At 58.4% G+C, this 16,030-nt stretch carries 12 protein-coding genes and 1 pseudogene; 6 read left to right on the plus strand and 7 right to left on the minus strand.

Annotated elements, in window-relative coordinates; all coding sequences use genetic code 11:
• Positions 1–62: 62 nt before the first annotated feature.
• Positions 63–875, minus strand: a complete 813-nt coding sequence (locus RG540_RS29685) for a MurR/RpiR family transcriptional regulator (RefSeq protein ID WP_041365897.1) — start codon at positions 873–875, stop codon at positions 63–65.
• Positions 876–1,041: 166 nt separating this feature from the next.
• On the opposite strand from RG540_RS29685, the gene iolG reads away from it, so the two are divergent.
• From iolG to adh, 3 genes are all read left to right on the plus strand, one after another.
• A complete protein-coding gene (iolG, locus tag RG540_RS29690) occupies positions 1,042–2,037 on the plus strand; it encodes an inositol 2-dehydrogenase (protein ID WP_041365899.1) in 996 nt (331 codons plus the stop codon).
• A 691-nt stretch (positions 2,038–2,728) separates the two neighbouring features.
• Positions 2,729–3,586 (plus strand): helix-turn-helix domain-containing protein, encoded by an 858-nt coding sequence (locus tag RG540_RS29695; protein ID WP_041365901.1) that lies wholly within the window; start codon positions 2,729–2,731, stop codon positions 3,584–3,586.
• Between the two features lie 130 nt (positions 3,587–3,716).
• Positions 3,717–5,237 (plus strand): aldehyde dehydrogenase, encoded by a 1,521-nt coding sequence (gene adh / locus RG540_RS29700; protein WP_041365903.1) that lies wholly within the window; start codon positions 3,717–3,719, stop codon positions 5,235–5,237.
• 26 nt (positions 5,238–5,263) lie between these two features.
• Here adh and RG540_RS32785 read toward each other — a convergent pair.
• A pseudogene (locus tag RG540_RS32785) lies at positions 5,264–5,460 on the minus strand (hypothetical protein); the annotation flags it as partial.
• An 879-nt stretch (positions 5,461–6,339) separates the two neighbouring features.
• Here RG540_RS32785 and RG540_RS29705 point away from each other — a divergent pair.
• Both RG540_RS29705 and RG540_RS29710 read left to right on the plus strand, forming a co-directional pair.
• On the plus strand, positions 6,340–7,506 hold the full coding sequence (locus tag RG540_RS29705; protein ID WP_041364822.1) for an IS110 family RNA-guided transposase: 1,167 nt from the start codon (positions 6,340–6,342) through the stop codon (positions 7,504–7,506).
• A gap of 531 nt (positions 7,507–8,037) precedes the next feature.
• Positions 8,038–8,379 (plus strand): hypothetical protein, encoded by a 342-nt coding sequence (locus RG540_RS29710; protein WP_244446732.1) that lies wholly within the window; start codon positions 8,038–8,040, stop codon positions 8,377–8,379.
• An 862-nt stretch (positions 8,380–9,241) separates the two neighbouring features.
• Here RG540_RS29710 and RG540_RS29720 read toward each other — a convergent pair.
• From RG540_RS29720 to RG540_RS29740, 5 genes are all read right to left on the minus strand, one after another.
• The gene (locus tag RG540_RS29720) at positions 9,242–10,873 is read right to left on the minus strand and encodes an ABC transporter ATP-binding protein (RefSeq protein ID WP_041365906.1); all 1,632 of its coding nucleotides are present in this window, start codon (positions 10,871–10,873) and stop codon (positions 9,242–9,244) included.
• Positions 10,870–11,793, minus strand: coding sequence for an ABC transporter permease (locus RG540_RS29725; RefSeq protein ID WP_041365908.1), 924 nt, complete (start codon positions 11,791–11,793; stop codon positions 10,870–10,872). The genes RG540_RS29720 and RG540_RS29725 overlap by 4 nt, the downstream gene beginning before the upstream one ends.
• Before the next feature lies 1 nt (position 11,794).
• Positions 11,795–12,712 carry an ABC transporter permease gene (locus RG540_RS29730; RefSeq protein ID WP_041365910.1) on the minus strand — a complete coding sequence of 306 codons (918 nt, stop codon included), beginning with the start codon at positions 12,710–12,712 and terminating at the stop codon, positions 11,795–11,797.
• A 92-nt stretch (positions 12,713–12,804) separates the two neighbouring features.
• Positions 12,805–14,319: an ABC transporter substrate-binding protein gene (locus RG540_RS29735; protein WP_244446733.1), complete on the minus strand. Its 1,515-nt coding sequence runs from the start codon at positions 14,317–14,319 to the stop codon at positions 12,805–12,807.
• Positions 14,320–14,359: 40 nt separating this feature from the next.
• Positions 14,360–14,986 (minus strand): RraA family protein, encoded by a 627-nt coding sequence (locus tag RG540_RS29740; RefSeq protein WP_041365912.1) that lies wholly within the window; start codon positions 14,984–14,986, stop codon positions 14,360–14,362.
• Positions 14,987–15,103: 117 nt separating this feature from the next.
• Between RG540_RS29740 and RG540_RS29745 the strand changes: the two genes are divergently transcribed.
• The gene (locus RG540_RS29745; protein ID WP_041365914.1) at positions 15,104–16,030 is read left to right on the plus strand and encodes a LysR family transcriptional regulator; all 927 of its coding nucleotides are present in this window, start codon (positions 15,104–15,106) and stop codon (positions 16,028–16,030) included.

A 16,030-nucleotide genomic window follows, 5' to 3' on the forward strand; every position in this document is an offset into this window, starting at 1 on the left:
CCGGCCGCCTCCAATCAGAAATGGACTATAAATTCCATTTTCTTATTTTTCAACACAAACATTCACTCGGATCGTTTTGTGCCCACCGCCACCGACAGCACGATGGCTAAACAGAGCGTCGCCGACAGCGAGCGGAAAGCGCCGAAATCAACCTCCGAGACGGAAAGTGTGATCGCTTCGAACTTCCGCAAGGGGCTGACGATCGTATCGGTCAGGGCCACGACCGGGATGCCCCGCGCGCTCACTGCCTCGACCATATCGACCGTCTCTGCCGAATAGGGAGAAAAGGTGATCGCCAACAGCACGTCGCCGGTGCGGATGGCATTGTGGTTGTCGAGCCCGCCGACACCGGAATGCAGGATGGCCGGGACGTTCATCTTCTCGAACGCATAGGAGATATAGCTTGCGACCGGAAACGAGCGCCTGAGGCCGATGATGTGGATCATCTGCGCCTTCGCCAGCGCCTCGACTGCGTCGTCCAGGGTCTTCGCATCGATCGTCTTCAGGAGGCTTTCAAGCGAAGCACGGCCCGCATCGACGAATTCTGCCAGCAGAGCGGAAGCGCTGCCCTCGGCCTTTTCCCGTAGATGTTTCAGCCGCGTCGAATAATCCGGCCAGCTGCCCGCGTAGGACTCGCGAAACAGCCGCTGCATTTCGGAGAAGCCGGAAAAGCCGAGAATCCGGCAGAAACGCATGAAGGCCGAAGGCTGCACGCCCGCCCCTTCCGCCATCTCGGCCACCGTGGACACCGCAATCCGGTCCTTGTTGGCCGCGACATAGTCGGCGCATTGCCGCAGCCGCTTCGGCAGGCTCTCCGAAACGTCGATCAGCCGCTCTTCGAATTGCTTTATATTGGCCGGCGCCCTGTCCTCCATTCGGTCCTTCCGTTTTCCTTGACATGGGTGAAATCACAAACTAGCAAAATAGAACATATATTCCAAATTTCGATTTGGACAACCGGAAACGCAGCAGGGAAAATGGCCGTGTCGCCCGCGATGGCGGCACTAGCTGAAACAGCTGACAATGTCACGGGAGGACATCATGGTCACGAAACTGGCGCTTCTCGGCGCAGGCCGCATCGGCAAGGTACATGCGCGCGCCATCGCGCAGGACAAGCGAGCCAAGCTCGTCGCAGTCGTGGATGCCATGGCCGACGCAGCGCAAGCGATTGCCGACAGCACCGGCTGCAAGGTCAGCACGATCGATGCGGTCGAGGCCGATGGCGATATCGATGCCGTGATCATCTGCACGCCGACCAACACCCACGCGGACCTGATCGAACGCTTCGCCAAGGCCGGCAAGGCGATCTTCTGTGAAAAGCCGATCGACCTCGACGTAGACCGCGCCAAAGCCTGCGTCGAGACGGTTCGCAGGACCGGCGCCAAGGTAATGCTCGGTTTCAACCGCCGCTTCGATCCGCATTTCCGGGCGGTGCGACAGGCGATCGACGACGGCAGGATCGGCAAGGTGGAAATGGTGACGATCACCAGCCGCGATCCCGGCCCGCCGCCGGCCGAATACATCAAGGTTTCCGGCGGCATTTTCCGCGATATGACCATCCACGACTTCGACATGGCGCGTTTCCTGCTCGGCGAGGAAATCCACAGCGTCATGGCGTCCGGCGCCGTGCTGGTCGACCCGAAAATCGGCGAGCTCGGCGACTATGACAGCGCAAGCCTCATCCTGACGACGAAGAGCGGCAGGCAGGCCATCATCTCCAACTCCCGCCGGGCGAGCTACGGTTATGACCAGCGCATCGAGGTGCACGGATCGCTCGGCTCCGTCGCCGCCGAAAACCAGCGGCCGGTCTCCATCGAGATCGCCAACAAGGACGGCTATACCCGTCCGCCGCTGCATGATTTCTTCATGACCCGTTATACCGAGGCTTATGCAGCGGAGATCTCCGCCTTCATCGACAGCGTCGAAAGCGGCTCGGAGCCCTCGCCTTCGGCCGAAGACGGCGTGATCGCGCTGATGCTGGCCGACGCAGCCCTGCAGGCCGTCAAGGAAGGCAAGAACGTCGTAATCGGCGGATAGTTCCTTGAATCTCGGCCTCGGCATAACGCTCGAGGCCGATGAAATCATTTTCCGAATAGACGTCTCCGACGGGATGACGCCCTTAGGACAGCCGCGCCAGCCCTGACTTTGCGCCAAGTGCGCAAGCAACTATCCGCAATGACACGGGAAAGGCAATCTACAGCGTCCGTCGTTAGCCGCGCTGGCCCGCTTTCCCGTAGGCCGGCTGGACCGCCTCATGGATGGATAGACCATCGAAATATCGAGCGGTGCAATCGGGGCGAACTCGACAGTCCGGCCTACAGCCGGGTCAGCACCTTCCGCCAAGTGCCAGTGATCGATGACGACGGCATCATTGTTGCCGAGTCCGGCGCGGTGGTGCTCTACCTCGCCGAGAAAGGGAAAGCTGATTCCCGCTGACTTCACGGGCCGCATGGAAGTCGTGCAATGGTGCTTCGCCGCGGTGACGACCGTCGAACCGCCGCTGTCCGGGATCAACGGGATAGACGCCGGCATGGGCGGCGTGGGCGCCGCCGAGCGGCGGGGCTGCCGGTGGGTTTCATGTTGCCGCAGCCGGAGGAGGTGGTAAGCTTACAGACAGGGAGGACGTATCATCCGCGGCGAAATCGATCACGTGAACAGGGTTGCAAAGGTTATCGCGTCCGGATCGGACGCGGCGCGGAGTCCGCTTGCAGCTTCCTGGCGACGATCAATGGAACATCACCGGCTGGATCCGGCGGCGCGCCGACCGAACGATCGGGTCGAGGAGGCGGAACTCGACCACCGACGAGCTTGCCTGGATCGCTTCATGAGGGTTGCAACAGCAAGGCTTGATCATCTCTTTGGCCTGGTGGGTGCATCAGGGTGCGGTGTTCTTCTGACCGATTGCGATGGTGTGATCCTGGATCAGCGCTGCAAGGATTCCGATCTGACGGTCTTCCGGGAATGGGGCCTGTGGCCCGGCGCGGACTGGAGCGAGGCCAGCGAAGGCACCAACGGAATAGGCACCTGCCTGACCGAGAAAAGAAGCGTCACTATCCACCGCGACGAACACTTCTTCGCCCGCAATACTGGGATGAGTTGCATGGATGCTCCGGTCTTCGGTGCCGATGGCGGCATCATCGCCGCGCTCGATGTGTCTTCTGCCCGGGTCGACCAGACGGAAGGATTCAATCGGCTCATCTCGGCGATGGTGGCGCAGACCGCGCGGTCCATCGAGGCCGATTACTTCCGCGCTACATTTCCGAATTCTCGCATCGTGGTGGCACATACGGACGACAGCGAGATGTCGGTGCTTTTGGCTGTGGATGCCGACGATCTTGTCGTCGGGGCAACACGGGGTGCACGTCGGGTATTCAGATTGGAGCCCACGGGCTTGCTTAAACCCCGCCCTGCGTCGGACCTCTTCGGCGAGGGAGAGGAGTGCTTGGGGTTCGACGCTGCGGAACGAGCCGCCGTGATGCGTGCCCTTGCTCGTGCCGAGGGCAACGTGTCGGAGGCTGCTCGGCGGTTGGGGATCGGTCGAGCGACCCTTTACCGGCGCATGAGACGGCTGCATATCGGCGAATAGCGCGCCCACCTGTCTCAGATTTGGGACGCTTTAGGCCCCTGACCCTCTCTCCCCAGGCTGACCAGTCGACCTTTTTGGCGCATCTAGATGTGACCGGGTGGAGGACCCGATCACACGGAGGAGTATTCCCATGAACATCATGACCAAGCCGGCGAGCATCTATGTCTCGCCCTTCAAGGACCGCTATGACAATTTCATTGGCGGCAAGTTCGTTCCCCCAGTCCACGGCCGATATTTCGACAACATCACCCCGATCACTGGCGCAAAGGTCTGCGAAGTTGCTCGATCGGACGTGGCCGACGTTGAGCTGGCGCTGGATGCAGCCCACGATGCCAAGGAGGCCTGGGGCCGGACCTCAGCAAGCGAACGCGCCAACATCCTCTTGAAGATCGCCGATCGCTTGGAAGACAATCTCCAGCTTCTGGCGCAGGCTGAGACGTGGGACAACGGCAAGCCGATCCGCGAAACCACGGCGGCAGACATCCCGCTTTCAGTCGACCACTTCCGCTATTTCGCTTCTGTGTTGCGTGCCCAGGAAGGCACCATGTCCGAAATCGACGCCGACACGGTCGCCTATCACTATCACGAGCCGCTGGGCGTCGTCGGGCAGATCATTCCGTGGAACTTTTCAATCCTGATGGCCGCCTGGAAGCTGGCCCCCGCACTTGCCGCCGGCAACTGCATTGTACTGAAGCCTGCCGAACAGACACCAGCGGCCATCATGGTGCTGATGGAACTGATCGCCGACCTCCTGCCGGATGGCGTCCTGAACATCGTCAACGGGATGGGACCCGAGGTGGGAGGCCCACTGGCCAGATCCCCCCGCATTGCAAAGATCGCCTTCACCGGCTCCACCGAGACCGGGCGCATCATCATGCAGGCGGCAACCGAAAACCTGATCCCCGTGACCCTGGAATTAGGCGGCAAGTCCCCGAACATCTTCTTCTCCGACGTGATGGCAGAGGATGACGCGTTCCTTGACAAGGCCGTCGAAGGGTTCGTCCTATTTGCCTTCAACCAGGGCGAGGTCTGCACTTGTCCCAGTCGTGCGCTTATCCAGGAGGACATCTACGAGGCGTTCATCGCACGCTGCATCGAGCGGGTGCGCGCAATCAAACAGGGTGACCCTCGCGACATGCAGACGATGGTGGGGGCACAGGCGAGCCAGGAACAGCAGAACAAGATCCTGTCCTATCTGACGATCGGCGTGGAAGAAGGGGCAGAAGTACTGATCGGAGGGGATGCCGCGCGCCTTGACGGGGACTTTTCCAGTGGCTTTTACGTTCAACCAACGATCCTGAAGGGCCACAACAAGATGCGGGTCTTCCAGGAAGAGATCTTCGGCCCAGTGGTTTCTGTCACGACGTTCAAGAATGAGGCGGAGGCGCTGCAAATCGCTAATGACACCATATATGGCCTTGGGGCCGGCGTGTGGAGCCGCGACGCCAACCGTTGCTACCGCTTCGGTCGCTCAATCCAGGCTGGCCGCGTCTGGATCAACAATTATCACGCTTACCCGGCCCACGCCGCGTTCGGTGGATACAAGCAGTCGGGCTTTGGGCGCGAGACGCACAAGATGATGCTCGACCACTATCAGCAGACCAAGAACATGCTGGTCAGCTACAACCCAAACAAACTTGGGTTCTTCTGAGCCGAGGATTGCCAAGGGGTGGGTCTTTACGAGCCACCCCTAATGTTTCCATCCACTCTTTTCGCCGATGTGCCGTCTTCCAGCCATCGAGCCTCTTCGAAAGTCACGCTGATTGCCAACGCCGACAAACTGTCTTCCAGTTCCGCTACCGTCCACGGACCGATCAAGGGGACTGTTGGGAACGGCTTGCGATCACACAAGCCAGGGCAATGTGGGTGGGGCTGCAGTCGCGCACCTTTCACAAAGGGTCAGGACAAGATCAGTTCAAAATCCTGCGCTAGGAGCATGAACCTTTGCCTCACATGCCATGATTAGGTACCAAATTGGTCCATGAGTATTAAAATGGCGGTGGCCTCCCCACATGAAGAAATTCGAGTCAGGATTGACTTAACCCGCCGTGGCTGACTGAGCTAACTGGATGCGGTTCACATAAAGTGCACTGAATACGTGCCGATAAGAAGGGAGCCCATCGCTATGGTATTCCGTACGCCTCGCACGTCAACGGGACCAACAAAAGCCGCACGCGTTTCGTTGGGTTTGCCATAGGCAAAATCACCGAAAGGATCATTTGTCCGCCATCCCTGGGCATTCGGAGCCTGGTTTTGTAGCCAGTATGGAAGTCGAAAGCGAGTTCATGCCCGGTGAATTTAGCTCGCAATGTCCGATACCCGCGAAAGGAGCATCCATGCATGCCAGGGTCTGTAAACACAACACCGCTTGGAAAGCGTGCTTTGCGGTGGGACCTGTCAAAGACAATTTCGCATGTCGCAGAACTGAATTTTGCGAGCGGATCCCTGCCCTCAATTTTTAGCCCTTGTCGGGAACAATATTCCAAGTCCGTGGGAGATCGGGGAAATAGCCGCAATGTTGCCAGGGCTCTTCGGTTCGATCGCGGGACGGGAGATAAGTCCGAATCGAGGCGGGTCTGGCCATCCGAACCAGGTGTTGTCGATCAAGAGACGATCTTCGCCGTCCCTTGTTGCGAAGAAAGCTATATCCGCGTATCCGCCGATGCTTTCTGCTCTTGAGATCCCATCAGGGGTGAGTAGCGGCCTGCACCGTGGCAGAGTGAGGTCGCTAGAAAACTCTCTGGAGGCCAACCATGCCGATGACAGCAGATCAATCTCAAAAGCAAACCGCTACTCTCGTCGATCTTGGCGCAATTTTCGTCTCGTTGGAATTGAGCAAATCAACCTGGTTGGTGACGGCTCTGTCGCCGTGTAGCGAGAAGATGTCCCGCTATACCATCACTGGAGGTGACATCGCCGGCCTGTTCTCTTGTTTTGGCGAGCTTCGCCAGAAGGCCAAACGTCGAAAGAACATACTTTACCCGCTGGTAGTGATCCAGGAGGCCGGGTTGGATGGCTTCTGGTTAGGGCGAGTGCTCAGCAAGGAAGCTTGGATCGAGAGCCATATTGTAGAAGCAGCATCGATCGCCATGCCGCGCCGGCATCGCCGGGCGAAGACCGATCGTATCGACGGCGAAACGCTGATCCGGGCTTTGATGGCATGGAAACGCGGCGAGCCTCGCGCTTGTTCGATGGTCAAACTTCTCACTCCCGAGGAAGACGACAACCGACGGATTGGGCGGGAGCGGAAAACGCTGATTGCCGAGCGGGTCTTCCACGTCAATCGCATAAAGGGATTGCTCTTCACTCAAGGAATTCGGGACTACCAACCGGTCAATCGAGATCGACGGCAACGTCTGGACGAGCTTCGGACTGGCGATGGTCGGCCGCTCTCCAAACACCTGAAGGCCGAAATCTCCAGAGAACTCGATCGCCTGGAATTGTTGCTCACACAAATCAAGGCTGTAGAAGCAGAGCGAGACGCCTTGATCGTGCGCGAGACGTCAGAGACACCGAAGGAAGCGACCGCCCTTTTGGGCATCAAAGGAATAGGGCCAGAATTCGCTACTATACTCTACACCGAAGGCCTATTCCGACACTTCGACAACCGACGCCAAATCGCATCGTACGCAGGCCTTGCCCCCTCCCCTTGGCAAAGCGGTAACGTCAATCGCGAACAGGGTGTGTCCAAGGCGGGAAATCCGCGTTTACGAGCAACCATGGTCGAGCTCGCCTGGCTTTGGTTGCGACATCAACCAAAATCGACGCTAGCGATATGGTTCAAAGAGCGCATCGCTCAAAACGCCGGCCGCTTAAAGACGCCGATGGTCGTGGCGCTCGCGCGTAAGCTGCTCGTGGCTCTCTGGAAGTATGTGAGTTCCGGCGTCGTGATCGAAGGTGCGATCATGAAAACCGCCTGAAGCCGGACGTGCCTATAACGAAAATTCGAATCCTCAGGGCCTGATCAGTCCTGACGGATCCAGGTGAACGGACCGGGGATCCTTTTGGCCCTCAAATGCCGATCTTGAGTTTGGTCCCGTTCTCCTGAGCCCGTGCCCGTCGAATGCGGGATAATGGTGCAGCCGCTAAGAACGGCGACCGGATGTGAGGTTGTATAGGCCCGAGAATCGGGCCGGTAATTACTATGGGCTCAGACCGGGATCCGCTTACCAAGGAGAAATTCGATGCCACTCGGATGAACGATTGACAAAAAACCTGATGTGAAGGGATCACAACCCTCGACCTTGCCATTTCATCCGCAAAGGCGAGCATAGGAACGACCGGCAATGAGGACATACCAAGATTGCCGCTCATCGAGCGTGTTAGAAAAGTTATATCATTGTTGACTAAGACCGCTTGGGAAACGTTCACGATCAAGGCGGCTTGAAAAGCTCGCTACAAATGCTATGTTGGACGAAAATCATTTTTGTTGGACAACGGAACTTGATCTCATGACGAAAGCATCGACAGGAAAGGCTAAACCAGCCGCAGCACGCTTTCCCGTCAAGGTGGCACGCAAGGCTGAGACCGGCGAATTTGAGACCTCAAAAGCACGTGTCAGAGCCGTCATGCACGCAGCTGAACATTCTGGGTTACTGGGTGAGAAGAGCAAGCGCATTGGTGGCCGTATTAGCTCGGCCTTGCTGGAGCAGGCAAAGAAGCACACCGGCATAGAGACCGACACAGACTTGATCGAATTTGCTCTCGCGAGCGTTGCTCTCGACGACAAATTCGCCGAGACATTTCGCAAGACCCGTGCCACCGTCGATCCCACGCTGAAGCTTGGTTTCTAACTTGCCAGCGTTCGACATTGACGCCGCATTACGATGGGCGCGACTGGATCCGGGTAAGACGCTTGCCCGGCGTACGGACGAGCAGCTTCCTTTCCTCTCGGATATAGCAGAAGCTGGACGGGAGCTTCTTTTGGACACCTGTGTCTACATAGACGGAATGCAAGGACGGTCACCCGACATCGTCGCAGACCTCCTTGACGTACGTCAGGTCAACCACTCAACCATCGCGATCCAGGAGCTGATGCACACCGTCGGCGTCCTCGACCCCAGGCACTCGGGGACAAAGGTAGCGGTTGGAAAGACCAAAGAAACCATCGCTGCAATGCCTGGGCACCGCATCTTTACGCCGGACACCGATGTCCTAGGTCGCGGCGCAATGCTCTCGGGGATATTATGCCGAATTCAGGGTTATCGACAGGACGCACGCTTGAGAGCGCTTCACGATTGCGTCCTTTTCCTCCAGGCACAGAAGCTCGGTTTGACCGTTCTGACTGCGAATTCAAATGACTTTGACTACCTGCTACAATTGATGCCTAGTTCTAGGGTTTTGCTTTATCGGGTAAACGCGTAACAGCTGCGTCGCACGTCAAGGCGTGCGAACCGCAACCGCTTTCGGGCGGCATCTTCGCTTAGTCACGATTTTCACTAACGTTCGCCGTGATCGGATTTGAACTGACAACTCCGTGCATCCGATCTGCAGTCGCGCCTTAATACGCCTTTGACGTACATGCCAGAAAGCGCTTTGCAAGCCATCCAAAGAATTCTCGTTTAAAGCTATGCGAGATATGGAGACCTCCTTTGATCTCTTAGATAGGCATTGAGGACGAAGCGGATCAGTTCACTTATTGCGTTCAATTCGTCGTCATGCCGCAGTCGGAAGATGCGCCGTGCTCGCAGACAAAAGCCGCTTGGTATAGTCGTTTTGCGGATTATTATAGACGTCCGCCGTCTTGCCCTTTTCGACGATCCGGCCGCGATACATGACCACGACATCAGTTGCGAAATCGCGCACCAGCGCCAGGTCGTGGGCGATGAAGATGTAGGATAGGCCAAGTTCGCCGCGCAGTTGCTTGAGAAGGTCGATGACCTGGGCTTGGATCGACACGTCGAGAGCCGACACGGCCTCGTCGCAGACGATGACTTCCGGATTGAGCGCGAGCGAACGGGCGATGGCAACGCGCTGCCGCTGCCCGCCGGAAAACTGATGCGGATAGCGGTCGATGTGGTCGGCTTTCAACCCGACGCGCTCCAGCAATTCAATGACCCTGCCGCGCCAATCCTTGCGCGGCAGGACATCCGCATGGATGGCCCAAGGCTCGGCGATGATCTGGCTGATTGTCATGCGGGGGTTGAGGGACGCGGTCGGATCCTGGAACACGAACTGCATGCGCCGGCGAACCTTGAACGTTTCTGCGGCACTCATAGCGTTGAGATCCTGGCCGTCGAAGCGGATCTCGCCGATGGTCGGCTTGTCGAGGCCGAGCAGCATCCGGGCGAGGGTCGATTTTCCGGAACCGGATTCCCCGACGATCCCAAGCGTTTCTCCGCTTTTAAGGACGAAGCTTGCTTCGTTCACCGCCCGGATCGCGTTTGGGCCGGCCTCTGCCGCCTTGCCGGGCCGGATGCCGTAGATGCGCGATACGTTGTCGACTTCGAGGAGCGTGCGGCCATGAATCGCCGCCTCCTGCGCTGCATCGAAGCCGTGACGTCCCGGCATCGCGTCGAGCAGTTTTCGCGTATAGGGGTGCTGTGGCAATGTCATGATCTGTTGCGATGTTCCGGATTCAACGATCCGTCCATCCTGCATGACCACGACGCGGTCGGCGACCTTTTCCACGACGCTCAGGTCGTGGGTGATCAGCACCATGCCCATCCCGCTTTCGGACTGCAGCTTCTTCAACAAAGCCAGTACTTGCGCCTGCACCGTCACGTCGAGGGCGCTTGTCGGCTCGTCGGCGATCAATAGATCAGGCTCGAGCGCAATTGCCGAGGCGATCATGATGCGCTGGCGCTGGCCACCGGAAAACTGGTGGGGGTATTGTCTGGCGCGGCGTTCCGGTTCCTCGATACCGACGCGAGCGAGAAGATCGATGACGCGCGCATGGGCGGTCGCCTTGTCAACGCCATGAACGCGCAGGGTTTCAGCGATCTGCCAGCCCACCGGATAGACGGGATTGAGGGCCGCCAGCGGATCCTGAAAGATCATCGAGATCTTCTTGCCGTTGATGGCACGGCGCTCCTCCTTCGAGGCCCTCAGGAGATCCTGGCCACGGTAGAGAATTTGCCCGCCGGCAATCACTGCCGGAGGACTGTCCACGAGATCCAGCACCGCGGAAGCGCTGACGCTCTTGCCGGAGCCGCTTTCGCCGAGGATGGCAAGCGTCTCGCCGGGATTGATCGACCAACTGACATCGTTCACGGCATGTACGATGCCCGTGCGGTTCGGAAAGTCTATGCTGAGGTTCCTGATTTCGAGGAGGGCCTGCTGGCTCATTTTGCACCTGCGGATGTTTGGAAACGCCAGCGCTCGACCGGATCGGTAACGATGCGCAGCCAGTTGGAAAGGAGGTTCAATGCCATTGTTACCGCCATGATCGCCAAACCCGGCCAGAAGGACAGCCACCACGCCGAACCGAGATAGTTACGGCCATCTGCGACCATCAGCCCCCAGGTGACTTGGGGCGGCTGGATGCCGATACCGAGGAAGCTCAGCCCCGATTCTACCAGCATGACGAAAGCCATTTCGAGCGCCGCCAGATTGATTACCGTCGGCATGACCATCGGTGCGATATGGCGCAGCAGAATGCGATCCGTCTTCGCGCCCATCGCCAGGGCGGCCGTGACGAACATCCGCTCCTTGAGCTCGAGCACTTCGGCACGAACGGTGCGCAGGAAGATCGGAATGCGGGAGACGGCAAGCACGAGGATGACGTTGCTGACCCCGGGAGAGAAGACGAAGAGTACGATCACCGCCAGCAGCATCGAGGGAAAGCTCATAATCGCATCGGCAAGGCGCAGGAGCGTCGCGCTGACCCAGCCGCCTTTATAGCCCGCGACGAGCCCGAGAAGACCGCCGATGACGGTGGAGATGACCACGGCGCTGGCTGCGATCAGCATCGTGTTCTGGCTGGCGACGATGATGCGGGCTAGAAGGCTGCGCCCAAGCGCATCGGCGCCGAGGATGAACAGCCAGCCCTTATCAAGCGAGAAAGGTTTGGCGTTGCGCGCCAGAAGGTTCACGGCGCGCGCCTGATCCGTCAGCAGCCAGGGGCCGAGGATGGTGCAGAGCAGAACGAGCAGCAGCAGGATGGCGGAACCGAAGGCAAGCTTGTCCTGCCAGAGGAGCCAGACGACGTCGCGGGCGACGGATGTTCTGGTTGCCGGCTTTGCCGAGGCGACGACTGGGACGGTCATCTCAGTTGTACCGGATGCGCGGATCGACGATGGCATAGGTGATGTCCACGAGAATGTTGATGATGAAGACTGCAAGCGCAGTCACCAGAACGGCAGCCTGGATGACGGCGAAATCGCGCTGCATGACGGAATCGATCATAAGCTTGCCGATGCCCGGAAAACCGAACACGGTCTCGACGATCACTGCGCCGTTGACGATGCCGGCCGTCTGGTCGCTTGCGACGGTGATGACCGGAAGAAGCCCGTTTCTGAGTGCATGGACGAACACGATGGCGCGCGAGCCGACCCCCTTGGCGCGGGCCGTCTTGATGTAGGCCGACGACAACGCGGTCAACATGGAGGTGCGCACCACCTGCACGAGGACCCCGGCGGGCCGCAAGGCCAGCACAGCGACGGGCAATACCCAATGCAGGGGCGTTCCGGTGCCGGATGTCGGAAGCACGCGCAAGGTCACCGCAAATACGAGGACGCCGACGATCGCCACCCAGAAGTTGGGAGTGCTGGCGCCCAGCAGCGAGATGAAGCTGGCGAGCCGGTCGAATATGCCGCCGGGCTTGAATGCCGCGAGCGAACCGGTCACCACCGCAATCACGATAACCAGCGGCATGGTCACCGCCGCGAGCATCAGCGTCGTCGGAAATGCCTGCAGCACGATCTCGGTCGCCGGCCGCGAAAATTGCAGCGACTGCCCCATGTCGAGATGGACAAGCCCCCAGATGAAGCGACCGAACTGGATGTAGAGCGGGTCGTTGAAACCGAACTGCTCGTTGAACTGGTTGCGGATTTCCTGCGAGGCGCCCTGCGGCAGATAGAGATCAACCGGAGAGCCTGTAATACGCGCCAGGAAAAACACCAGCACGATAAGCCCGATGAGCGAAAGCAGGCTTTGCAGCGAACGCTTATAGATGAACGAACCCAAATCCCGCTCCTCCGTCAGATGGGAATGATTGAATCTTTTCGTCAAACGGAAAGAAGGGTAAGGGCCAGCCAGGCTGGCGCTTACCTTAGCAGCTATTTCAGCTTGAGGCTTGCCAGTTGCAGCTCGACTGCGTTGGCGATCGTCGGAGAGAAATCAATCCGCTTGCCGACCCGCATGAAGTTGACCATGTGGAACAGCGGCACATCGGCGACCTTGTCCTCGTAGATGCGACGGAAAACTTCCTGATAGTCAGCGACGCGCTTGTCACCCTGTTCCGTGCCTGCCTTGTCGATGAGAGCGTCGAGTTCCGGATCGTGCAGCTCGCTCTGACGGCCATTGGAATGATACTTGAAGAAGGCCGTGAACGCAGCGTCGCCACTATTGTTGTCGTGCATGGTCAGGAATATGTTCGGCTGACGATCCGCGGCAAATGGCTTGTTTGCCACCTGCAGCCACTGTGACATTTCAAGATTGTCGAGCTTGATGTTGAGGCCTATCTGCCGCAGCATTTCGGCAGCGGCTTCGACAAATTCGTTGGAATTAGCGAACATACCCGCCCGGCCGACCATCCGGATTTCCCGCGTCACGTCGACGCCATCCGCCTTTGCCTCTGCAAGAAGTTTCTTTGCCTGAGTCGGATCGTATGGCCAGGGCTTCAGTTTCGGATTGAAGCCAAGAACGCTTGGGCCGACCTGCTGCATTGCAAGCTGGGCTTCGGAACTGATCACACTGCCGAGGAAGGCATTGCGGTCGATCGCAAGGTTGATCGCTTTTCGGACGCGCGCGTCATTGAGCGGCGGCACGTCGACGGAAAGGCGAAACATGGACGTGTCGGAATTCGGGTAGACCTTGTCCGTCGCCTTGTTGGTCGCATCCTGAGGCGCGATCGAGAAAGCCAGGTCAGCTTCGCCCGTTTCGACCATTGCGGCCGCGACCGAGGATTCGCCGCGCCAGACGTAGGTCGCCTTTTCGATGGCGGGCTTGGCACCCCAATAACTGTCGTCACGCACAATGACGACGCTGGCACCCTGCGCCCAGCCTTCGAACCTATATGGGCCTGTGCCGACCGGTTTGTTGGTATATTCGCCTTTGGGCGTATTCGGCGAGGAAATCGCCAATTGCGCCAGCAGCGTCGGGAGGATCGGCACCGGGGTTTTCGTGGTGAACTTCACCGTGTTGTCATCGATGACCGAAGCGACGATGCTCGTGCCGTCGAGATATTTAGTGCGAGCAATGCAGGTAAGCTTCGGGTCGTTCGTGCGCTCGACCGAATAGACCACAGACTTCGCGTCGAAAGGTGCGCCATCATGGAATTTGACGCCCTTGCGGAGTTTGAACACCCACTCGTTCGGCGATGGCTGTTCCCAGCTTTCTGCCAGTCGCGGCAGAATCTTGCCATTGCCATAGTCGAGTTCCACCAGTGTCTCGACCACATTTTGCTTGATGATGCGGCCGATCACCGATCGTGGCGTTTCGCACGGATCGAGCCGATCCGGTCCGGCGGGCAGAACGATGGTAACGGAATTCTTGGTCTGCGCCCATGCAATGCCGGACGGAATAGTGAGCGCCGCAGACGCGGCCAGTATAAGTGTTTTCCAGAAATTCACAGACTTATCCTCCCTTTAAGCTGTCCAGGCCTTCCGCGCTTCAGCCCTGTAGCTGTAGTCGCGCCTCCTTGAACCTTGCGATCTTGACCCGTTCATTTTCCTCTTGGGCCCGAATGCCCGGGAGAAGTTGCGCAGCCACAGCGGGTGCGAGGGCTACGATCCCATCCTCATCGCCGACGATCAGATCACCCGGATTGATAACAAGACCTCCAATCGAGACCGAGACATTGAGGGCGCCGGGTCCGAACTTGTATGGGCCTTTGTGGGTTACGCCGCGGGCATAACAGGGCAGATCCGACGCGCGGATCGCCGCTAGGTCGCGGATCGCTCCATCGATGATGAAACCGGCCACGCCAAGGGATTCCGCATGTGTCAGGATGATTTCGCCGATCAGCGCCTGGCTGATATCTCCTCCGCCGTCAACGACGACGATATCGCCCGCCCGCGCGATCTTGAGCGCTGCGTGGATCGCCAGGTTGTCACCTGCCCGCGTTTTAACGGTCAACGCCGTACCGATCATATGGCCGCCCTTGTGGTAAGGCAGGATGCCGGTCGCGCCGGGCAACCGAGACAGGTTGTCGCTGATGATGGATGTCGCAACGCCCAGATATTCCGCGACAAGGGCCGAGGAGACCTGCTCCGCCGACGGGTGTTCTGCAATGATCATGAAGCCTCCTTCAAGGCCCTCCACGGCCTTGGTGTCACGGATTCATAATATTGCCCTGTCACGCAAAAAAGCGATAAATATCAATTTATATAAATCGAAATAATTCATGGGCTGGCGATGTTCACGCTAAAACAATTGGAAGCGCTGTATTGGGTGGCGACCTTAGGAAGCTTCGAGGCCGCCGCGTCCTACCTCAATCTCACGCAGTCGACGATCTCTAAGCGCATTGCGGAACTGGAGGCTGGGTTCGCCTCGCCGCTTTTTGACCGGACACTTCGGCAATCGGTGCTGACTCCACAGGGCAACGACGTCAGGGACATCGCAGAACAGATGCTGCGCCTGCACGATCGCCTGAAACTGACGGCGCGTTCTGTCTCGACGCCGCTGAAGTTTCGGCTGGGCGTCAGCGATCTTGTGGCGATCTCCTTGCTTCCGGAGCTTCTGGCGACGATCGTGGAGCGATATCCCGGCATTTCGCTGGAACCGGAGATCGACCTGACAAAGGGGCTGCTGGAACGCCTGAACGATCGTAAGATCGATTTCGTCATCTGTCCGCGCCTGTTGCAGCATCCTCAATTCATCAACAGGCGCCTGGGCGAAATCGAATTGGTCTGGATGTGCAGCCCCAAGATCAACAACAGCGACCGGGTTCTGACGAACGACGAGCTTCTGAAATATCCGCTGCTGATCCAGTCTGCCGGCTCGATCCTGCGCCCCATCCTTCACGACGTTATCGACAATCCAAAACTACCTTTCACCAAAACCATATCGTGTAACAATATGGCGGCTTTGGCCGAGCTTGCCACTTTCGGTCTCGGTATCACCATCCTGCCAAAAGCATTTTTCAGCAAATACATCGCGGATGGGCGGCTTCGCATTTTAGATACGGAGCTGAAGCTTCCCAATCTCGAATATTTCATCACCTATCGTAACGACTACCACAGCGTATTTTTCGAGGAGATCGCTCAGCTCAGCATGGAATTGGTCGTCAACACCGCATTGGGAGAAGATCACACCATATCAAATGAAGAGGGTATCGTTTGA

Source organism: Neorhizobium galegae bv. orientalis str. HAMBI 540, from assembly GCF_000731315.1.
Lineage (GTDB): Bacteria > Pseudomonadota > Alphaproteobacteria > Rhizobiales > Rhizobiaceae > Neorhizobium > Neorhizobium galegae.